We start from the raw sequence: 19,476 nt of genomic DNA on the forward strand, positions 1-19,476 counted from the left end.
AGGTCTAGAATCGCAAAAGCTAAAAAAGTTGCGTTAAGGATCTGATATGCCTTCCTCCTGCCCTGAACTCGCCGTTGCCACCGCTGACGTCGCTGCCCGTTCCAAGCCCTGGCGAATGCCCGCGGCGGTCGGTTTCCCGCTGCTGGCCTCGGTGCTCTTCGCCTTTTTCTTCGCGGCCGCCGCGCCAACGCCGTTGTTCGTCGTGTTCCAGCACGCCTGGGGCTTCTCGGCGTCGATGCTCACGGTGGCGTTCGCGATCTATGCGATCGCGCTGCTGATCTCGTTGCTGGTGGCCGGCTCACTGTCGGACCACATCGGCCGCCGTCCGGTGGTGCTGGCGGCGCTGGTGCTGCAGGCGGTGGCGATGGGGCTCTTCGTGCTGGCGCAGGACATCGCCGGGCTGATCGTCGCGCGCATCGTGCAGGGCGTAGCCACGGGCATTGCCAGCGGCGCGCTGAGCGCCGCGGTGGTCGAGGCGGCGCCGGCTTCGCGCAAGCGCCTGGGTGCGATGATCACCAGCGTGTCACCGCTCGCGGGGCTTGCGGTGGGCGCACTGCTGACCGGCATGGCAGTGAAGTTCACAGCCCAGCCGGTGATGCTGGTGTTCGGCGTGCTGGCCGTGGTGTTCGCGGTGGGCGCGGCGGTGGTGCTGTGGATGCCCGAGACCGTCACGCCACGCGCCGGTGCGCTGGCATCGCTGGTGCCGCGCGTGTCGATCCCCGCGCGGGCGCGGGCCGACTTCGTGCGCGGCCTGCCGGTGTTCATCGCGGTGTGGGCGCTCGGCGGCTTGTACCTTTCGCTCGCGCCGTCGCTGATGCTGCATGTGTTCCACATCGACAACGGCGTGGTCAACGGTCTCACGGTGGCGGTGCTTTCAGGTTTCGGTGCGCTCGCACCCACGTTGCTCGGCCGATTCCCCGCGCCGCGGACTGTCGTCTTTGGCACGGCCAGCATCGCTATCGGGCTGGTGTTGCTCCTGGCCTCGCTGGCAACGAAATCGCTGGCCGTGTTCTTCGTGGGCACCGCGATCGCGGGCCTGGGCTTCGGCGGTGCGTTTTCGGCGCTGGTGCAGAGGCTGGCGCCGCTTGCCGATTCGCACCAGCGCGGCGAACTCTTCGCCGCCATCTTCGTGGTCTGCTACCTCGCTTTCAGCTTGCCTGCGATGCTCGCGGGCTTCCTGGTGAAGCCGCTCGGCTTGCTCAGCACGGTGGAGGGCTATGCGGCCGTGCTGTTGCTGATCGCTGCCTTCGGCATCTGGCGGCAATGGGCGGCGCTGCGCAGTAACGCGCGCGGCCTTCCGGTCAGCCGGTAGCGCGCGCCAAAAGCATCGCCCGCACCGCCTCGGCGAAGCCCACGCCGCGCTCGCCCTCGGTCACGTAGCGCGGCAGGTGCTCCAACTGAGGCACGAAGCGCGCTACGTTTGCCACACCGATGCTGTGGGCGAAGGTGCGGAACATCAGCTGATCGTTGGTGGAGTCGCCCACGTAGGCCCAGCGGTCGATTTCGTCGTCGAGCGTGCGGCCCCACAGCTCGCGCACGATCCAGCGTGCGCCCTCGAGCTTGTCGTTGTCGCCGTACCAGCCGTTGATGTGGATGCTGCTCACCGTGGCGTGCATGCCTTCGCTGCGCATCAGCGCGACGACTTGAGCGATGGTCTCCTCACTCAGCTGCACGAACTCGCTGTGGTCGATGGCAATGTCGGTCTCGCGTCCGGCTGAATCGGTGGCGCGCCGCGCGCCCGGAATCTCGCGCTCGATGCGTGCCAGCACGGCCTGCATGCGGTCGAAATTGGCGGCGCGAGTTTCTGCGTCCTGCTGGTAGCGCTTCTGCAGCTTGCCACCCGGAAGGGGCAGCAAGGCGACTGCCCCGTTTTCCGCCACGATCGAATCCACCGGCCATGCTGAAACGAAAGGCACGCTCCAACCCACCGGCCGGCCGGTGATCGCCACGACGTGAAGGCCGGCAGCCTTGAGGTCGCCCAGCGCCTTCAGCGCCTCGGGTGTGATGGCGCCTTCGTTGGTGAGCGTGTCGTCGATGTCGGTGAACACGCCGATCAGATCGGTGCGCGCAGCCGCCGGCCATTGCGCGAGCGGCAGCAGATGATGGGGCGAGGGGGGCAGGACGGTCGACTGGCGCATGCCTGGTTCAGCCCGCGCTCTGCAGCGCCAGCCCCGCGTGCTCCCGCAGCGGATGGAAATGAATCTTGGGAAACCGCTCCTGCGCCAGCCGCACGTCGTAGGGCGAGGTGCACAAGAAGGCCAGCGTGTCGGCCGCGTCCTTGGCCATGCGCACCGGGTAGGCGTTGACGAATTCGCGCAGCTCGGCCGGCGTGTCGGCCGTGATCCAGCGCGCGCCGGTGTACTGGCAGCCCTCGAGCCGCACGTCGGCGTCGTACTCGGCCTTCAGGCGGTGCTGCACCACTTCGAACTGCAGTTGGCCCACGGCGCCCAGCAGCATCGGTCCGCCGACCTCGGGGCGGAACACCTGGATGGCACCTTCTTCGCCGAGCTGGGCGAGACCCTGCTGCAACTGCTTGGTGCGCAGCGGGTTCTTCAGGATCACGGTCATGAACAACTCGGGCGCAAAGAAGGGCAGACCGGTGAACTGCAGGCTCGCACCATCGGTGATGGTGTCGCCCAGCTGCACGCCGCCGTGCGTGGTGAAGCCCACGATGTCGCCTGCGTAGGCCTCTTCGACCGCCTCGCGGCGCTGGCTCATGAACGTGACGACGCTGGTCGGCCGTAGTTCCTTCGCCGTGCGCTGCACCTTGAGCTTCATGCCCGGCGTGTACTTGCCCGAGGCCATGCGCACGAAGGCGATGCGGTCGCGGTGGTTGGCGTCCATGTTGGCCTGCACCTTGAAGACCACGCCCGCGAAGTCCTTGTCCTCCGGCTGAATCTCCTTCACCACGGGCTGGCGGTTGACCATGGTGGTGCTGATGCGCGACTGCGGCGAGGGCGCCAGGTCGACCAGCGCGTCGAGCACTTCCATCACGCCGAAGTTGTTCACGCCGGAGCCGAAGAACACGGGCGTTTGCTTGCCGTCCAGGAAGGCCTCGCGGTCCCAGGTGGGGGAGGCGCCGGTGGCCAGCTCCATGCTGTCCATTGCGGATTCGAAGTCGGCGCCGAAGCGTTTCGTCAGCGTGTCGCGCTCGGTCAGCGCAATCGTTTCGAAGTCCTGCGGCAGCCGCTCGCTGCCCGATTCGAACACCGTCATCGTCTGCGTGCGCAGGTTCATGATCCCGCGAAAGCTCTTGCCCTGGCCCACGGGCCAGGTCATCGGCACGCACGGCATGCCGAGCTCGCGCTCCACTTCGTCGAGGATGTCGAGCGGCTCGCGCACTTCGCGGTCCATCTTGTTGACGAAGGTGATGATGGGCGTGTCGCGCTGGCGGCAAACCTCGATCAGCCGGCGCGTCTGCGCTTCCACGCCGTTGGCCGCGTCGATCACCATCAGCGCAGAGTCGACCGCGGTGAGCACGCGGTAGGTGTCTTCCGAGAAGTCCTTGTGGCCGGGTGTGTCGAGCAGGTTGATGACGTGGTCGCGGTACAGCATCTGCATGACCGACGAGGCCACGGAAATGCCGCGCTGCTTCTCGATTTCCATCCAGTCGGAAGTCGCGTGGCGCGAGGCCTTGCGCGCCTTCACGGAGCCAGCGATCTGGATCGCGCCCGAGAAAAGCAGCAGCTTCTCGGTCAGCGTGGTCTTGCCGGCGTCAGGGTGGGAAATGATCGCGAAGGTGCGGCGGCGGCGGGTTTCTGAGACAAAAGACAAGATGGGCAATCTGCGGGGGGATTGCCCGATTTTAGAAGGCGGGGCGGGAGCCGGACGGCCGAGGCCCGAAACGCCCCTCCCCGGGGCGCCTTACTTCCGCTTCAGCATCTTGGTCACTTCATCCACATTGGACTGGATGCGCTGGCGCACCAGCTCGAATGCATCGGCCTGCGATTTGGCGGCGAGGTTGGCCAGCTCTTTGATGTCGTCGATGGCGCGCTGGAACGATTGGCGGCCGAGTTCGTCGAGCTTGGCGAGATTGGCCTTGGGGTCCTTCCCCGGCATTTCCTTGGCCGCCGTCTGCCACTCGGTGATCGCGCTCTTGATCATCTCGGTCTGCCGCTGCACCACGGTCTGCAGGCCCTGGTAGGACTTTTCATTGGCCTGCATCAGCGCCTGGAGGTCCTTCTGGCCACTCTCGAGCAGCTTGCTCGCGCCGCCAGTCAGGTTGAGTTCCTGCAGACGGTCGGTCATGGCCTTGAGATTCTTCATCGGATTGAGCATGTCCGCGGCACTGGTGGCCTCCGCCCTGGTGCTGCTGCTTTCGTTGCTGCTGCTGGCAGTGGTCTTCTTCGCGGCGGCTTTCTTGGCAGTGGCCATGGTGCAGTATCTCCTGTGTCGGTTGGACGGGGGAACGACGAGGACCAGCCGGACGGCAAAGTCCCTCGACACGATACGCCGCACCGGCACGGCCGCAATGCCCGAGGCGGCAAATTCGCCTGCGGGATTTCCCTTGGGTTACATCGGCGGCGCGAAGCCGTTGCGCCCGGCGGTGACGCGCAGCGCCGTGGGTATGCCGTTCTTTTCCTGTGCATTGACCAGCACCTTGACGCCGGGCACCAGCAGGGATTCGGTGCCGGGACGGAAGGTCACGACCGGCACATCAGGCGGTACGACGACAGTCTGCTCTCCGCCCTTGTAGGTCAATCGAAGCTGTTGCCCGCCGCGCACCGATTTGGGCGCCGCGGCCAGGTCGGCCACGGTGGCATTGGTCATGGTGCTCTGCGGCAGCAGGTCCCACGGACGGTGGCCTTCGCCGGTACCGCGCGCGGCCTCGGGGAACACCACCACCTCGAGAGCCTTCTGCGTGCCGTCGGCCTGCGGCATGGCGGCGGTGCCGATGAAGCTGCCCTGCCTGATGTCGGACAGCTTGATCGGATAGACCTCCGAGACCGTCATGTCGGTCGGCCGAAAGAGGCTGACGACTTCGCCGCCGCGGTCTTGCACCACGAGGGTCTTGGCATCGACGCGGACGATGGTGCCGCGGATGCGCACGGGCTCGGAGGCGGCCTGTGCGGAGGCGAGGACCGGTGCGCTGGCGGCAAGAAAGAGGACCGAAGCCAGCAAGACCGGGGAGATTCTGACGAGCATGGGAGGAACTTCCGTGGTTGAGAGCTGCTCAATTTACGCTCCAGGCGGGAAACACGCTTTCCGGCATGTGGGATGCCCCGGCGATTGGCCGGTGCTGCCGCCCCGTCTACAATCCGCGGTTCCGAGGAGCGTTGCAGCGCCATCAGGCGTGAGGCTCGGACTACATCGCAACCACGCTCACCCGCTGTTCTCGCGGTGAGTCTTTTCCCCGAACGCAGTGGCACCTTTCAAACTAGCTTTGTTGGAGTTCTCATGAGCGCTGTTCTCAAGCCCACCCCCGTTTCCACTGCCGACCAGGCGATTGCCGACTTGTCGCTGGCCGCCTGGGGCCGCAAGGAAATCCGCATCGCGGAAACCGAAATGCCCGGCTTGATGGCCATCCGCGAGGAGTTCTCGAAGGCGCAGCCGCTCAAGGGCGCGCGCATCACGGGCTCGCTGCACATGACGATCCAGACCGCCGTGCTGATCGAGACGCTGCAAGCGCTCGGCGCCACCGTGCGCTGGGCTTCGTGCAACATCTTCTCGACGCAGGACCACGCCGCCGCCGCCATTGCAGCCGCCGGCACGCCGGTGTTCGCGATCAAGGGCGAGTCGCTGACGGACTACTGGGACTACACCCATGCCATCTTCGACTTCGGCCCCAAGGGTACGAAGGGCGAGGGCCCGAACATGATCCTGGACGACGGCGGCGACGCCACGTTGCTGATGCACCTGGGCCAGCGCGCCGAAAAAGACCTGGGCGTGCTCGCCAACCCGACCAGCGAGGAAGAGCGCATCCTCTACGCGGCCATCAAGGCCAAGCTGGCCGTCGATTCGACCTGGTACACCCGCAAGTCGGCCGAGATCATCGGCGTGACCGAGGAAACGACCACCGGTGTGCACCGCCTGAACGAGATGAGCGCCAAGGGCACGCTGCTGTTCCGCGCCATCAACGTGAACGACTCTGTCACGAAGAGCAAGTTCGACAACCTGTACGGCTGCCGCGAATCGCTGGTGGACGGCATCAAGCGCGCCACCGACGTGATGATCGCCGGCAAGGTGGCCTGCGTGGCTGGCTACGGCGACGTGGGCAAGGGCTCGGCCCAGGCGCTGCGTGCACTGAGCGCCCAGGTGTGGGTGACCGAGATCGACCCGATCAACGCCCTGCAGGCCGCGATGGAAGGCTACAAGGTCGTCACGATGGAATACGCCGCCGACAAGGCCGACATCTTCGTGACCACCACCGGCAACAAGGACGTCATCACGCATGACACGATGGTGAAGATGAAGGACCAGGCCATCGTCTGCAACATCGGCCACTTCGACAACGAGATCGACGTCGCGTCGATCGAGAAGTACGAGTGGGAAGAGATCAAGCCGCAGGTCGACCACATCCAGTTCCCCGACGGCAAGAAGATCATCCTGCTGGCCAAGGGCCGCCTTGTGAACCTGGGCTGCGGCACGGGCCACCCGAGCTTCGTGATGTCGTCGTCGTTCGCGAACCAGACCATCGCGCAGATCGAGCTTTTCACCAAGCCCGATGCCTACCAGGCCGGCAAGGTCTACGTGCTGCCCAAGCACCTCGACGAGAAGGTTGCGCGCCTGCACCTGAAGAAGGTTGGCGCCATGCTGACCGAACTGACGGACGAGCAAGCCGCCTACATCGGCGTCGACAAGGCGGGTCCGTACAAGGCGGACACGTACCGGTACTGATGCGCGCTGATCAGTTGCTGGTGGAACGCGGCCTTGCCGCGTCGCGGTCGCAAGCCGTGCGGCTCATTGCCGGCGGCATGCGCTGGCGCGATGCGGGCACGAGCGACGCATGGCGGGCAGTCGTGAAGAACCGCGACGAAGTGCCCGAATCGGCCGAGCTCGAACTCGACGATGCGGCAGAGGCACGCTACGTTTCGCGCGGCGGGCTCAAGCTTGAAGGCGCGCTGGCTGTCAGCAGCGTCGATCCTTCGGGCAAGCTTTGCCTCGACGTGGGCCAGTCGACCGGCGGCTTCACCGACTGCCTGCTGCAGCGCGGCGCGACCAAGGTGGTCGGCGTCGATGTCGGCCATGGGCAGCTGCATGCGAAGTTGCGCGAGGACGAGCGCGTCGAGGCCATCGAAGGCGTCAACGCGCGTGCCCTGTCGCCCGACGATCTGGGCGAGGATGGCGAATCGCAGTTCGACCTCATCGTTGGCGACCTGTCGTTCATCTCGCTCACGCTGGTGCTGCCGGCCGTGGTGCCGTTCCTCGCCGATGACGGGCACCTGCTGTTGCTGGTCAAGCCGCAGTTCGAACTGCAGCCCGGGCAGGTCGGCAAGGGCGGCATCGTGCGCGACGAGTCGATGTATGCGGTGGTCGAAAAGCGCCTGCGCGATGCCTGCGAAGCGCTCGAGCTTCGCGTGCTGCAGTGGTTCGAAAGCCCGATCGCCGGCGGCGACGGCAACCGCGAGTTTTTCATTCACGCCGTGCGCGCTGCTGGCGCCAACGGCTCTTAAGGAGACGCAGGTGCGCCTTCCGCTGAGCTTCGAATTCTTTCCGACCAAGACGCCCGAGGGCGCGGTCAAGCTGCGCGCGGTGCGCCAGCAGCTGTATGCGCGCAAGCCCGAGTTCTGCTCGGTCACTTACGGCGCGGGCGGCTCCACGCACCAGGGCACGTTCGGCGCGGTGCAGGAAATCCTTTCTGAAGGCGTCGACGCCGCGAGCCACTTCTCGTGCATCGGCGCCACGCGCGCGACGGTGCGCGAGCAGCTGGCCGAGCTCAAGGCCATGGGCGTGAAGCGCCTCGTCGCTTTGCGTGGCGACCTGCCGAGCGGCTACGGCATCGGCGGCGAATTTCTGTATGCCAGCGACCTCGTCGCCTTCATCCGCGAAGAAACCGGCCGCGACTTTCACATCGAGGTGGCCTGCTACCCCGAGGTGCATCCGCAGGCCCGTTCGCCCGAAGCCGACATGCAGGCCTTTGCCGCCAAGGTGAAGGCCGGGGCCGATTCTGCGATCACGCAGTATTTCTTCAGCCCCGAGGCCTACTTCCGCTTCGTCGACGACGCGCGCAAGCTCGGCCTCGACACGCCGATCGTGCCGGGCGTCATGCCGATCATCAGTTCGACGCAGCTGATGCGTTTCTCGGATGCCTGCGGCGCCGAGATTCCGCGCTGGATCCGCCTGCGGCTGCAGGGCTTCGGCGACGACACGGCGTCGATCAAGGCCTTTGGCCTCGACGTGGTGGCCGATCTTTGCGCGCGCCTGCGTGAAGGCGGCGCACCGGCGCTGCATTTCTACACGATGAACCAGTCGGCGGCCACGCTGGCTGTGCTGGAGCGCCTCGATTGAGGGGGCGCGCAGGCGCAGTGAGTTCGCTGCGCGGGGCATTTCGCGTCGCGCTTGTCGCAGCAAGCTGTGCGTTGGCCGGTTGTGCCATGCCCCCGGCCACCGAAGGCGGGGGCGGAGATGCAAAAGACGCAAAGCTTTCGCCCTTGCCGCGCCAGCTGGCCGTGCCTGCAGGCGCACCGGCCCGTTCGAGCGTGCCGTCGGTCCGCTACGACCTTGCGGCGCCAAGCCCCGGCGATCTGGGGCCCGACGACGGCGTGCCGGGCGACGGTGGCCCTCGCGAGATCTACGAACGCGGTGGAGCGTCCTGGTACGGCATTCCGTTTCACCAGCGCAAGACCGCGAGCGGCGAGCGCTTCGACATGATGGCCATGACGGCGGCCCACAAGACCTTGCCATTCAACACCCGCGTCTGCGTGCGCAGCCTTGTCAATGGCAGCGAAGTGCTGGTGCGCATCACCGATCGGGGCCCCTACGCGCAGGGCCGCATCATCGACCTGAGCCGTGCCGCGGCCGATCGCATCGGCATGATCGGGCTCGGCATCAAGCAGGTGGCGCTGACGATCATCGACCGCGAGGGCATGCGCTGCGGTGGGGAGGAGGTGGAAGGGGCCGGGGCCGTGATACCGCCCGCCGCGCCCGTGTCCGCGCGCCGCAAGGTCTACGTGCCGCCGCGCCGCCGCCGCTAGAAGGCGCAACAAAGAAGAACGAAAGAGCCTAGCCGCCCGTATCGAGCGAAAAGGTGGCGTTCCGGTCCTGGGCCAGCCGCTCCACCAGTTGGGGCAGGGCGGCAGCCAGCAGCGGCTTCAGCGTGTAGGGCGGGTTGATCAGGAACATGCCGCTTGCCGGCAATCCGGGGCGCTGGGTTTCGCCGGTCGTCGTGGTGATCAGCTTGCTCGACTTGACCGTGAGCGTGGCGTGCAGCCACGACTTGCCGGCCTTGGTCGCCAGTGTCTTGAGCCGCCGCGGCAGGTCGTGCGCCTCGGGGCGCGGAATGATCGGGTACCAGACCGCATAGGTGCCGGTCGCAAAGCGCTTGAGCGCCTCGGCCGCGAAGTCGAGCACGCGGCCGTAGTCGCTCTTGATTTCGTAGCTCGGGTCCATCAGCACCAATGCGCGGCGCGAAGGCGGCGGCAGGAACTTGGTGGCGCTGCCGAAGCCGTCTTCGTGCAGCACGGCGATCTGGCGGCCGGCTTCGAGCTGCGCAATGTTGGCGTCCAGCGTGCGCGCGTCGGTCGGGTGCAGCTCGAACAGCTTGAGCTTGTCGTGGTCGCGCAGCAGGTGCTGCACGATGAACGGCGAACCGGGATAGATGCGCGCTCCGCCCTTGGGGTTGAAGTCGTGGATCACACTCAGGTAGCGCGCAATCGCGTCGGCCAAGGGCGCCTCGGCTTCGGGCGCTCCCTTTTTTGCGGCTGACTTGCCCGCAGGTGCTGGCGAAGCAGGGGGCTTCTTTTCCGAAAGAAGACGCAATATGCCCTCGGCGGCTTCGCCGCTGGTGCCGGCGTAGTCGCCGTCGAGCCGATACAGGCCGGCGCCGGCGTGGGTGTCGACGACCGTGAGGGGCGCTTCTTTTTCAAGCAGATGGTCGAGGGTGGCAATCAGCACCGTGTGCTTGAGCACGTCGGCGTGGTTGCCGGCATGGAAGGCGTGGCGGTAACTGAACATAGGGTGAGGATGGTAACGTCTCAGGCCTCCCGGGAGGCTTCAATTTGCTTCGATGGGCCGATTCTTCGTATAATCGCGGGCTTCGCAGCGTTTTTGTAGCCCCGCGGCGAAGGCATGTTCACCTGCTCATCACTGGGCGGGCAGGCGTGAAAACCCACCTAAGAGATTCCCACCAGAGGAACGCCGACCGTGGAAAAGGGCTCGCCAAACCCTCTTTTCAAGAGAAAAACTCATGACCAAAACGTTCAGCGCCAAGCCCGCTGACGTGACGCACGAGTGGTTTGTGATTGACGCGACCGACAAGGTCCTCGGACGAGTAGCCAGCGAAGTTGCTCTCCGTTTGCGCGGCAAACACAAGGCCATTTATACGCCTCACGTCGATACCGGTGACTTCATCGTCATCATCAACGCCGCGCAACTGCGCGTCACCGGCGCCAAGTCGATCGACAAGGTGTACTACCGTCACTCGGGCTATCCCGGCGGTATCACGGCGACCAACTTCCGCGACATGCAGAACAAGCACCCGGGCCGCGCCCTGGAAAAGGCTGTCAAGGGCATGCTGCCCAAGGGCCCGCTTGGTTACGCGATGATCAAGAAACTCAAGGTGTACGGTGGCGCTGAGCACCCGCATACCGCCCAACAGCCCAAAGTGCTGGAACTGTAAGGAGCCTTGAGAATGATTGGTGAATGGAACAATGGCACCGGCCGTCGCAAATCGAGCGTCGCCCGCGTGTTTCTGAAAAAAGGCACCGGCAAGATCACGGTCAACGGCAAGGACATCCAAGAGTTCTTCGGCCGTGAAACCTCGATCATGATTGCCAAGCAGCCCCTCGCGCTGACCAACAACCTCGAAGCTTTCGACGTGATGGTCAATGTGAACGGTGGCGGCGAATCGGGTCAAGCCGGCGCCACGCGCCACGGCATCACCCGTGCCCTGATCGACTACGACGCAACGCTCAAGCCCGTGCTGAGCCAAGCTGGCTTCGTGACGCGCGATGCGCGTGAAGTCGAACGTAAGAAGGTCGGTCTGCACTCCGCACGCCGCCGCAAGCAGTTCAGCAAGCGCTGATCCTGTTCGCTACGGACGAAAGCCGCCTTCGGGCGGCTTTTTCATTGCGATCTCTGGTGAATGTGGCGTTAGCCCCCACTTGCTTTGGGTGCTCGCTGCCCCGGCCTGCCAGGAACGCCGCATTGCAGTAGCATTGGTTCATTGGCCGCATGTTCGGCCCTCAAGGAGTTACCCCACATGAGCGCTGTTGCCGAAAACATCCAGACCCAGATGCCCGAACCCATCGTCTTCACCGACAGTGCGGCCGCCAAGGTGGCCGACCTGATCGCCGAGGAAGGCAATCCCGACCTCAAGCTGCGCGTGTTTGTGCAGGGTGGCGGGTGCTCGGGCTTTCAGTACGGTTTCACTTTCGATGAAATCACCAACGAAGACGACACGACGATGACCAAGAACGGCGTGTCGCTGCTGATCGACGCCATGAGCTACCAGTACCTGGTCGGCGCCGAGATCGACTACAAGGAAGACCTGCAGGGCGCCCAGTTCGTGATCAAGAATCCGAACGCCACCAGCACTTGCGGCTGCGGGTCCAGCTTCACGGCCTGACCTGCCCTTGACGCCCGCTGGCGGCATCGTCCGGTAAAAGCCGCCTTCGGGCGGCTTTTTGCTGCCTGCCGCCCATGCAGGCCGGCAAAGAGCCGCCCTCAGGCGGGGTAGACCGCGCCCAGCACGCGCGCACCGCACGCGCCAGTCACGCTGGCAAGGTTGCCCGCCTCGCGCCGTACCGTGCTGCGCGCCAGCCAGGCAAATGCCGCCGCCTCGACCTGCAGCGGCGGCAGGCCGTGTTCCGTCGAAGCCGCCACGTCCACGGCCGGAAGCAGCGCCCGCAAGCGCCCGACCAAATGGTCGTTCAGTGCGCCGCCACCACAAACAATGAGCAGTTTGCTATCGTTTCCGTACCGCAAGACATCTGCTGCGCAAACGGTGGCGGTGAATTCGGTCAGGGTCGCCTGCACGTCGGCGGGTGCAAAGGCCGTGGCTGTGCCGACGCGGGCTGATAGCCATGCCGGATTGAACAGGTCGCGGCCTGTGCTTTTGGGCGGCGCCTTGGCGAAGTAAGGCTCGGCCTGCAGTTGTGCGAGCAATACCGGCAGCACCTGGCCACTCGCGGCCCATTGCCCGCCGCGATCGAAGGGTTCGCCGGTATGAAGCTGGCACCAGTGGTCCATCAGGGCATTGCCCGGCCCGCAATCGAAGCCCAGCACCGCCGGGTTTTCGGGCGTATCGAGGGGCGGCAACAGGCTCAGATTGGAAATGCCGCCGATGTTCAGCACCGCCACAGGTTCGGCCGCGCGCGCGAACATTGCCCGGTGGAATGCCGGCACCAGCGGCGCACCTTGGCCGCCTGCAGCTAGATCGCGGCTCCGGAAATCCGCGACCACGTCGATGCGCGTCAACTCGGCCACCAGCGAGGGGTTGTTGATCTGCAGGGTGTATCCGACGCCATCGAACTCCGTGGGCCGGTGGCGCACGGTCTGGCCATGGGCGCCAAGCGCTGTCACTTCGCTGGCCGAGGCGCCGCTGTCCGCCAGGAGTTGGCCCACCACGCTGGCGTAGATCCGGGCCAGGCCATTGCCGGCCAGTGCCGCGCGGTGAAGTTCGTTGTCGCCGGGCGTGTTGAGCGCCATCAGCTCCGCCCGCAGTGCCGCGGGAAAGGGGGCTGTGGCGTAGGCCCGCACGGCAATGCGGCCCTCGGAAAAGTCGGCCAAGACGCCGTCGACGCCGTCGAGCGACGTGCCGGACATCAGGCCGATGAAGAGTTCAGCGGCCATCTTTGGAGGGGGCGAGCGGGCCGCTGCGTGCCGTGTGGTGCCGCCGCGGCGCGGGATCAGTCCGCGCTGGCCTGGATGACCGAGAACGCCGCGGCCAGTTCGGTGCGCGCACCGACGGCGATGCGTTCGAACGCCGGGCGCATCGCTGCGGTGATGGGGGCGCCGCCTTCCTGGGCGATCGAGGTCGGGTCCTGGTATTCGCCGTTCACGCGGAACTCGAAATGCAGGTGAGGGCCGGTCGCCCAGCCGGTGGAGCCCACGGCGCCGATGGTCTGGCCCTGGCTGATGCTCTCGCCGGCCTTGACGTCGACGCGGCTCAGGTGCGCGTAGGCCGTCTGCTGGTTGTTGCGGTGCTTGACGATGACGATGTTGCCGTAGCCGCTCTGCGTGCCCGCGAAATCGACCGTGCCGTCGCCGACGCTGCGCACCGCAGTGCCCGTCGGCGCCGCGAAGTCGATGCCGTTGTGCTGGCGCCAGCTGTTCAGAATCGGGTGCATGCGCATCGCGAAGCCGCTCGACACGCGCGAAAACTCGACCGGCGAGCTCAGGTACGCCTTGCGCAGGCTGTCCCCGTTCGGGCGGTAGTAGCTGCCCTTCTGGCCCGCGGGCTGGAACCACACGGCCTGGTGCACCTTGCCGCCGCTCTCGAACTCGGCCGAGAGCACGCGGCCGCTGCGCAGCGCCTGGCCGTCGGCTTCGAAGGTTTCGTACACCACGGCGAAGCGGTCGCCCTTGCGCAGCGCGCGCACGTCGACATCGCCCGCGAAGATGTCGGCCAGCTGGCTCGCGACTGAATCGGGAACGCGGGAGTCGTCGGTGGCTGCGAACAGCGAGGTGCGGATGGTGCCGCTGGCCAGGCGCGTGCCAGGCGTCAGCGTGTCGCGTTCGGTGAGCGCGACGAATCCGACGGCCGTGCGTTCGACCACGAAGCGCTTGAAGCCGCCGTCGCCGTCGGGAATCCAGCGGGCGCTGAGCCTCTTGAGCTGGTTTTCCTGCGTGGCTTCGGCCGTGATGGTGCGTCCCGCGCGCGCGAACAGCGCATTGCGGGCTTCGCCGCTTCCGCGCACGAAGGCGGTGGCTGCGGGGTCGGAAATGCCCAGGCGCTTCAGCAGGGCCTCGGCCGTGTCGCTGGAGCGCGTGATGTCGGTGCGAAACAGCGTGAAGCTGAAGTTCTCGAGCGATTCGCTCTGGTCCGCAAAGGACAGGGGCGCGGTCGCTTCAAGGACCTGTTGGACCGGAAGGTCGGACGCGTCGGGGCCCAGGGAGGCCACCGCCAGGGTGCCGGCGCTCAGCAAGGCAGCCGCGATGGCCGCGGTGATCTGCTTGGGATAGGTCCGGAATGTATAGGCCACGCGAGAAGCCAGGAGCTCCTCGGCGGCGAGAATGCCGTTGATCAAACTTTGAATTCCAGCTCAGGTTCTGCAAATCCGCGCTGCAAAGCCCAGAGCGGAGAGGGCGGCAGGGCGGTGCGGAAAAAGCGCCGCTTAGAATCCGGCGCTTGAAAAGTCGGGCTGAGTATAGCTTCGGCAACCTGAAAATCAGCCAAAAAGCCTATGAATGCCGAATCTGTTACATCCAATGGCCTGTCCGATGGTGTAAGACGAGCGCTTGAGATATCCCTCCGAGGGACCGATGAACTGCTCCCCCGGGACGAGTGGGTGCGCAAGCTGCAGCGTTCGGAGGCCAGCGGAACGCCGCTGCGCATCAAATTGGGGCTCGATCCAACCGCCCCCGATATCCACATCGGCCATACGGTTGTCCTCAACAAGATGCGTCAGCTCCAGGACCTGGGGCATCGGGTGATTTTCCTGATCGGCGACTTCACGACCACCATCGGGGACCCCTCGGGCCGTAACAGCACCCGGCCGCCGCTCACGCGGGAGCAGATCGAGGCCAATGCCCAGACCTACTACCGGCAGGCCAGCCTGGTGCTGGACCCTGAAAAGACCGAGATTCGCTACAACTCCGAATGGAGCGACCCGTTGGGCGCGCGCGGCATGATCCAGCTCGCCGCCAAGTACACCGTCGCCCGCATGATGGAGCGCGACGACTTCAACAAGCGCTTCAAGGCCGGCCAGTCGATCTCGGTGCACGAGTTTCTCTACCCGCTGATGCAGGGCTATGACTCGGTGGCGCTCAAGAGCGACCTCGAACTGGGCGGGACCGACCAGAAGTTCAACCTGCTCGTCGGCCGCCATCTCCAGCAGGAATACGGCCAAGAGCCGCAGTGCATACTCACTATGCCTTTGTTGGAGGGGCTCGACGGCATCGAGAAGATGTCCAAGAGCAAGAACAACTACATCGGCATCAGCGAAGACGCCAACACCATGTTCGCCAAGGTGCTGTCGATCTCCGACGAACTGATGTGGCGCTGGTACACGCTGCTGAGCTTCCAGTCGCTCGAGCAAATCGAGGCGCTCAAGGCCGAAATTGCGGCGGGCCGCAATCCGAAGGACGCGAAGGTGGCGCTGGCCAAGGAAATCACCGCGCGCTTCCACAGCGCGGCGGCGGCAGAGGCGGCGGAACAGGACTTCATCAACCGCAGCAAGGGCGGCGTGCCGGACGAGATTCCCGAGGTTTCGTTGGGAGGGGCGCCGCTTGGCATTGCGCAGCTGCTCAAGCAAGCCGGCCTTGCACCCTCGACCTCCGAGGGCAATCGGCTGATCGACGGCGGCGGCGTGCGCGTCGATTCGGTCGTGATCAGCGACAAGGCGCTGAAGCTGCCCGCGGGCAGCTACGTGGTGCAGGTCGGCAAGCGCAAGTTTGCGCGCGTCACCGTCAGCTGACGGAAAGGCCGGCGGCGGCGCTCGCCGCCAACCGCTTCACCGGACTTCGATGGTGACGCGCCGGTTGCGCGGCTCGTCCACCTCGTCGGCCGTGGACACGGCGAGTTCGCGTTCGCCGCGGCCGACGGCCTCGATGCGCTTGGCCGGGAACTGCCGTTCCACGAACAGCTGCGCGACTTCCTGCGCCCGGCGTTGCGAAAGCATGTCGTTCTGCTCGAGAGCGCCCTTGGTGTCGGTGTGCCCGGTCACCACGATGTCGCTGCCGCTGCGGGTTTGCGCCGCAATCATCGCCTCGTTCATGACCTGCTGCGACGCGGCCGTGAGCGTGGTGCCGCCGGCGTCGAAAAACACCGTGTAGCGCTGCGGAGGAGGCGGGCGCATGTCGAACAGCACCTTGTTCTCGGCCCGCACCTTGGCGGGATCCGCCTGGTCGACCACGGGCGCGCCGGACGCGCCGACAGCCGCGGTGGCGCGCTGATAGGGCCTGGAAAGAACTTCTTCGCCGTCTTTCGCACGCACCACCACGGCCGAAGGCTTGTCGTCCGCCTGCGGCAGCAGCACCACGCGGGTGCCCGGCGTCGAGCATGCGGCGAGCAGCGCGGCAGTCAGGGCGACAAGGAAGAGAGTGGCATGGGGTCGCAACTTCATCATCATGGCTGGCCGTCGGTCTGCACGATGAAGTCGGTCCCTCGGATGCCGATGGTGGCCGTTTGCGTCTCCACGCGGATGGCGTCGGGATTCGTCTTGCCGATCAGTCCGGTGATCATGCGCATCGAGCCGCGCAACAGCGACACGAGCACGCCGCCTTCGTGCGTGGTGGCGTTGAAGTGGAATTCCTTCAGGTCCAGCCGCGACGAAGGCCCGACCACGAGCGTCGTGTCGTCGCGCAGGACCACGGCAGCGGAAGAATCCGGACCTGTCACGATGCGGTCGACGGCGGTGAGCGCATCGCCCGCGCTGGCTGCGCGAGGCGTGCCAGCCGTGCTGAGCAGCTGCACGTTGCCGCGCACCGACTTCACGAAGCCCGCCTGCAGCTCGGCAACCGGCGCGGCTGTTGGCGCGGCTGTTGCGGCGGAAGGTGTTTGTGCGTGGGCCAGCGCCACTGCGCCCCAAAAGGCGAAGCCTCCCAGGGCGATCAGGAATTTTTTCATCATCACTCTCTGCGAATGTCTCGCTGTGACACAAATATTAAATCGGACCTGTTACAAGCGGAGGCCGCATTTGAGAACTTGGCTACAAAGATGCGGCCTTTTGCCGCATTTCGGCCGTTTTTCTTGCCCAACGTCTCTCGCCGCACATGACTTTGACCCCCAAGACGCTGCTTCGCGTTTCCGTGGCCGTTGCCCTGATCACGATCCTGCTCAAGGGGCTGGCAGGCTACGTCACGAACTCGATGGGTCTGATTTCCGATGCCATGGAGTCGTTCGTCAATCTTGCCAGCGCGATGTTCGCCCTGGCGATGGTGACCGTGGCGGCGCGGCCCGCCGACGAAGACCATCCGTACGGCCACCACAAGGCCGAGTACTTCTCATCGGGCTTCGAAGGCATTCTGATCGTCGGCGCCGCCGCCGCCATTCTCTGGGTTTCCGTGCAGCGGCTGCTTTCTCCCCAGCCGCTCGATCAACTGGGCTGGGGGCTCGGGCTGTCGGTGATCAGCTCGGGCTTCAACGCGGCCCTGGCCTTCGCGCTGTTTAGAGCGGCGCGCACGCACCGGTCGATCGCGCTGGAAGCCGATGCGCGGCACCTCGTGACCGACGTCTGGACCTCGGCCGCGGTGGTGATCGGCATTGTGGCCGTGCACTTCAGCGGATGGCTCTGGCTCGACCCGCTGCTGGCCATCGGCGTGGCGCTCAACATCGTGCGTGAAGGCGTGAAGCTCGTGTGGCGCTCGTCGCAAGGGCTGATGGACGAAGCCCTCGAACCCGAAACCATCGCCACGCTGCGCGCCACGCTGGACCAGTTTGCCGCGCGCCTGCCCGAAGGCCCACGGCTGCGCTTCGACGACATGGTCACGCGGCGTGCAGGCCAGCGCCGCTTTGCCGACCTGCACATGCACGTGCCCGGCGACTGGACGCTGCAGCACGCGGCGGCCCTGCGCGATGAGCTGGAACAAGTGCTGATGGATGCCGTGCCCGGCCTGCGCGTGACCATCCAGCTGCTGCCGCTCGGCATGGAGGCCCGTGCCACGCAGATCGGAGAAGAGGCATGAAGGCCGTCGTCCAGCGGGTGGCCAGCGCGCGTGTGGACATCGCCGGCCAGACCGTCGGCGCCATCGGTGCCGGCCTGCTTGTCTTGCTCTGCGCCGAGCGCGGCGATGCTGATGCGCTGGCCGACCGCATGCTCGCAAAGATATTGAAGCTGCGCATCTTTTCCGACGAGGCCGGCAAGATGAACCGCAGCCTGCAAGACATCGGCGGCGGCCTGCTCGTGGTGAGCCAATTCACGCTCGCGGCCGACGTGAGCGGTGGCAACCGGCCCAGCTTCACACAGGCGGCAGCACCGGACGAAGGGCGGCGGCTCTACGACTACTTCGTGGCGCGGGCCCGCGCGGCGCATCCGGTGGTTGCAACCGGCGAGTTCGGCGCTGACATGCAGGTGCACCTCGTCAACGACGGGCCCGTCACCATTCCGCTGCAGATGGCGCCGTAGCGCCGCCTTCGCGTTCAGTTGTGTTCGAGCACGGCTTCCCAGAGCACCTTCGGCTGCTCGTAGCGGTGCACCGTAAATTCATTGAGATGCAGCATGCGCCAGCCGTCGGCAAAGAGCCGCTCCACTGCCGCGCGGTCGAAAAAGCGCTTGGGCACACCGTCCACCAGATAGAAGGAGTCTTCGCCGTCCGGCGGCGGACCGCTGGCGCCGTGGTGGAAGTCGTTCACCGAGTTCAGCCGGCACAGCAGCACGCCGTCCGGTCGAAGCACGCGGCGAATCCGCCGTGCCAGCGCCAGCGTTTCGTCCCATGCGAAGTAGTGCAGCGAAAGGCTCGCGACCACTGCGCCCACGCTGCCGTCTTCTTCTCCGCCAGGCAGCGGAAAAGGCGCACGAAAATCGCGGCAGTGAAACGCGGCGCCGTGCGGCACCCGCGCTCGCGCGGCGGCTACCGACTCGCTCGACAACTCGATGCCCACCACGTGCAGGCCCGCGCCGGCGAGCACCGCACTGTCGGGGCCGGTTCCGCAGCCCAGTTCGAGCACCGGGCCGGTTCCCGCGCGCTCCGCGAGCAACGGAATCCAGCGCGCCAGCCACGGATCGGTGTTCGTCCCGGGCGCCGCCGTCATCACGACCGGCCGTAGGGGTTGCGGATGCCCAAGCCCGCCAGGATTTCGATTTCGCGCGCTTCCATGGCTTCGGCATCGGCTTCGCTGGTCTCGTGGTCCCAGCCTTGCGCGTGCAGCGTGCCGTGAACCAGCAGGTGCGCGTAGTGCGCGGCCAGCGTCTTGCGTTCTTCCCTGGCCTCGCGGGCAACCACCGGTGCGCACAGCACCAGGTCGGCCATCACCATCGGGCTTTGCGCATAGTCGAAGGTCAGCACGTTCGTCGCATAGTCCTTGCCGCGGAATTCGCGGTTCAGGCGCTGCCCTTCCTCGGCGTCGACGATGCGCACGGTGACCTCGCCGTCCACATCGAGCGCATGGCGGATCCAGCGCGCGACGCTATGGCGCGGCAACGCGGCGCGGTGCCGCTCGATGCCCTTGAAGCGCGGCGCGAACTGCAGCGAAAGCGAAAGCTGGGCCAGTGCCAT

Annotated in this window: 22 protein-coding genes and 1 riboswitch; of the genes, 11 read left to right on the forward strand and 11 right to left on the reverse strand. The window is 66.0% G+C overall.

Translation table 11 applies throughout. The features are described from left to right. Positions 1–46 precede the first annotated feature (46 nt). Positions 47–1,312 carry an MFS transporter gene (locus QFZ42_RS00395; RefSeq protein WP_307699051.1) on the forward strand — a complete coding sequence of 422 codons (1,266 nt, stop codon included), beginning with the start codon at positions 47–49 and terminating at the stop codon, positions 1,310–1,312. Here QFZ42_RS00395 and QFZ42_RS00400 read toward each other — a convergent pair. The 4 genes from QFZ42_RS00400 to QFZ42_RS00415 form a co-directional block, all read right to left on the reverse strand. Then, a complete protein-coding gene (locus QFZ42_RS00400; protein ID WP_307699052.1) occupies positions 1,302–2,138 on the reverse strand; it encodes an HAD-IIB family hydrolase in 837 nt (278 codons plus the stop codon). The genes QFZ42_RS00395 and QFZ42_RS00400 overlap by 11 nt on opposite strands. A gap of 7 nt (positions 2,139–2,145) precedes the next feature. Beyond that, positions 2,146–3,774 (reverse strand): peptide chain release factor 3, encoded by a 1,629-nt coding sequence (locus tag QFZ42_RS00405; RefSeq protein ID WP_307699053.1) that lies wholly within the window; start codon positions 3,772–3,774, stop codon positions 2,146–2,148. A gap of 90 nt (positions 3,775–3,864) precedes the next feature. Then, positions 3,865–4,374, reverse strand: a complete 510-nt coding sequence (gene phaP, locus QFZ42_RS00410; RefSeq protein ID WP_307699054.1) for a TIGR01841 family phasin — start codon at positions 4,372–4,374, stop codon at positions 3,865–3,867. Between the two features lie 138 nt (positions 4,375–4,512). Further along, the gene (locus QFZ42_RS00415) at positions 4,513–5,145 is read right to left on the reverse strand and encodes a hypothetical protein (protein WP_307699055.1); all 633 of its coding nucleotides are present in this window, start codon (positions 5,143–5,145) and stop codon (positions 4,513–4,515) included. A 117-nt stretch (positions 5,146–5,262) separates the two neighbouring features. Next, a riboswitch (S-adenosyl-L-homocysteine riboswitch) is annotated at positions 5,263–5,331 on the forward strand. Between the two features lie 66 nt (positions 5,332–5,397). Between QFZ42_RS00415 and ahcY the strand changes: the two genes are divergently transcribed. The 4 genes from ahcY (at position 5,398) to QFZ42_RS00435 (ending at position 9,134) form a co-directional block, all read left to right on the forward strand. Continuing rightward, positions 5,398–6,837: an adenosylhomocysteinase gene (gene ahcY, locus QFZ42_RS00420; RefSeq protein WP_307699056.1), complete on the forward strand. Its 1,440-nt coding sequence runs from the start codon at positions 5,398–5,400 to the stop codon at positions 6,835–6,837. Further along, positions 6,837–7,613 (forward strand): TlyA family RNA methyltransferase, encoded by a 777-nt coding sequence (locus QFZ42_RS00425; RefSeq protein WP_307699057.1) that lies wholly within the window; start codon positions 6,837–6,839, stop codon positions 7,611–7,613. Before ahcY ends, QFZ42_RS00425 begins: the two co-directional genes overlap by 1 nt. 10 nt (positions 7,614–7,623) lie before the next feature. Continuing rightward, positions 7,624–8,448 (forward strand): methylenetetrahydrofolate reductase [NAD(P)H], encoded by an 825-nt coding sequence (gene metF, locus QFZ42_RS00430; RefSeq protein ID WP_307699058.1) that lies wholly within the window; start codon positions 7,624–7,626, stop codon positions 8,446–8,448. Positions 8,449–8,534: 86 nt separating this feature from the next. Then, the gene (locus QFZ42_RS00435; protein WP_307699059.1) at positions 8,535–9,134 is read left to right on the forward strand and encodes a septal ring lytic transglycosylase RlpA family protein; all 600 of its coding nucleotides are present in this window, start codon (positions 8,535–8,537) and stop codon (positions 9,132–9,134) included. A 28-nt stretch (positions 9,135–9,162) separates the two neighbouring features. Here the strand turns inward: QFZ42_RS00435 and QFZ42_RS00440 are convergent, their stop codons facing one another. Then, positions 9,163–10,113 (reverse strand): 23S rRNA (adenine(2030)-N(6))-methyltransferase RlmJ, encoded by a 951-nt coding sequence (locus QFZ42_RS00440; RefSeq protein ID WP_307699060.1) that lies wholly within the window; start codon positions 10,111–10,113, stop codon positions 9,163–9,165. A gap of 232 nt (positions 10,114–10,345) precedes the next feature. On the opposite strand from QFZ42_RS00440, the gene rplM reads away from it, so the two are divergent. The 3 genes from rplM to erpA all read left to right on the forward strand — a co-directional run bounded on the left by rplM (position 10,346) and on the right by erpA (position 11,725). Next, on the forward strand, positions 10,346–10,777 hold the full coding sequence (rplM, locus tag QFZ42_RS00445) for a 50S ribosomal protein L13 (protein ID WP_007827946.1): 432 nt from the start codon (positions 10,346–10,348) through the stop codon (positions 10,775–10,777). A 12-nt stretch (positions 10,778–10,789) separates the two neighbouring features. Beyond that, positions 10,790–11,182 (forward strand): 30S ribosomal protein S9, encoded by a 393-nt coding sequence (gene rpsI, locus QFZ42_RS00450; protein ID WP_007827948.1) that lies wholly within the window; start codon positions 10,790–10,792, stop codon positions 11,180–11,182. 177 nt (positions 11,183–11,359) lie between these two features. After that, positions 11,360–11,725 carry an iron-sulfur cluster insertion protein ErpA gene (erpA, locus tag QFZ42_RS00455; RefSeq protein ID WP_307699061.1) on the forward strand — a complete coding sequence of 122 codons (366 nt, stop codon included), beginning with the start codon at positions 11,360–11,362 and terminating at the stop codon, positions 11,723–11,725. A gap of 98 nt (positions 11,726–11,823) precedes the next feature. On the opposite strand, the gene QFZ42_RS00460 is transcribed toward erpA, so the two are convergent. Next, entirely contained in the window at positions 11,824–12,951 is a 1,128-nt protein-coding gene (locus QFZ42_RS00460; RefSeq protein ID WP_307699062.1) for an anhydro-N-acetylmuramic acid kinase, read from the reverse strand. Between the two features lie 56 nt (positions 12,952–13,007). Then, positions 13,008–14,348: a M23 family metallopeptidase gene (locus QFZ42_RS00465; RefSeq protein WP_307699063.1), complete on the reverse strand. Its 1,341-nt coding sequence runs from the start codon at positions 14,346–14,348 to the stop codon at positions 13,008–13,010. A 156-nt stretch (positions 14,349–14,504) separates the two neighbouring features. Here QFZ42_RS00465 and tyrS point away from each other — a divergent pair, with 156 nt between their 5' ends. Further along, positions 14,505–15,737 carry a tyrosine--tRNA ligase gene (tyrS, locus tag QFZ42_RS00470; protein WP_307699064.1) on the forward strand — a complete coding sequence of 411 codons (1,233 nt, stop codon included), beginning with the start codon at positions 14,505–14,507 and terminating at the stop codon, positions 15,735–15,737. 36 nt (positions 15,738–15,773) lie between these two features. On the opposite strand, the gene QFZ42_RS00475 is transcribed toward tyrS, so the two are convergent. Beyond that, complete coding sequence (locus QFZ42_RS00475) at positions 15,774–16,385, reverse strand: OmpA family protein (RefSeq protein ID WP_307699065.1); 612 nt, start codon at positions 16,383–16,385, stop codon at positions 15,774–15,776. A 2-nt stretch (positions 16,386–16,387) separates the two neighbouring features. Beyond that, the gene (locus QFZ42_RS00480) at positions 16,388–16,891 is read right to left on the reverse strand and encodes a FecR family protein (RefSeq protein WP_307699066.1); all 504 of its coding nucleotides are present in this window, start codon (positions 16,889–16,891) and stop codon (positions 16,388–16,390) included. Between the two features lie 143 nt (positions 16,892–17,034). On the opposite strand from QFZ42_RS00480, the gene QFZ42_RS00485 reads away from it, so the two are divergent. Beyond that, positions 17,035–17,946: a cation diffusion facilitator family transporter gene (locus tag QFZ42_RS00485; RefSeq protein WP_307699067.1), complete on the forward strand. Its 912-nt coding sequence runs from the start codon at positions 17,035–17,037 to the stop codon at positions 17,944–17,946. After that, positions 17,943–18,386 carry a D-aminoacyl-tRNA deacylase gene (gene dtd / locus QFZ42_RS00490; protein ID WP_307699068.1) on the forward strand — a complete coding sequence of 148 codons (444 nt, stop codon included), beginning with the start codon at positions 17,943–17,945 and terminating at the stop codon, positions 18,384–18,386. Before QFZ42_RS00485 ends, dtd begins: the two co-directional genes overlap by 4 nt. 14 nt (positions 18,387–18,400) lie before the next feature. Here dtd and QFZ42_RS00495 read toward each other — a convergent pair whose 3' ends face one another. Both QFZ42_RS00495 and ybeY read right to left on the reverse strand, forming a co-directional pair. Further along, positions 18,401–19,012 carry a class I SAM-dependent methyltransferase gene (locus QFZ42_RS00495; RefSeq protein WP_307699069.1) on the reverse strand — a complete coding sequence of 204 codons (612 nt, stop codon included), beginning with the start codon at positions 19,010–19,012 and terminating at the stop codon, positions 18,401–18,403. Further along, positions 19,012–19,476, reverse strand: a complete 465-nt coding sequence (gene ybeY / locus QFZ42_RS00500) for an rRNA maturation RNase YbeY (protein ID WP_307699070.1) — start codon at positions 19,474–19,476, stop codon at positions 19,012–19,014. The genes QFZ42_RS00495 and ybeY overlap by 1 nt, the downstream gene beginning before the upstream one ends.

The sequence above is a fragment of the Variovorax paradoxus genome (genome assembly GCF_030815855.1).
Classification (GTDB): Bacteria; Pseudomonadota; Gammaproteobacteria; order Burkholderiales; family Burkholderiaceae_C; genus Variovorax; species Variovorax paradoxus_M.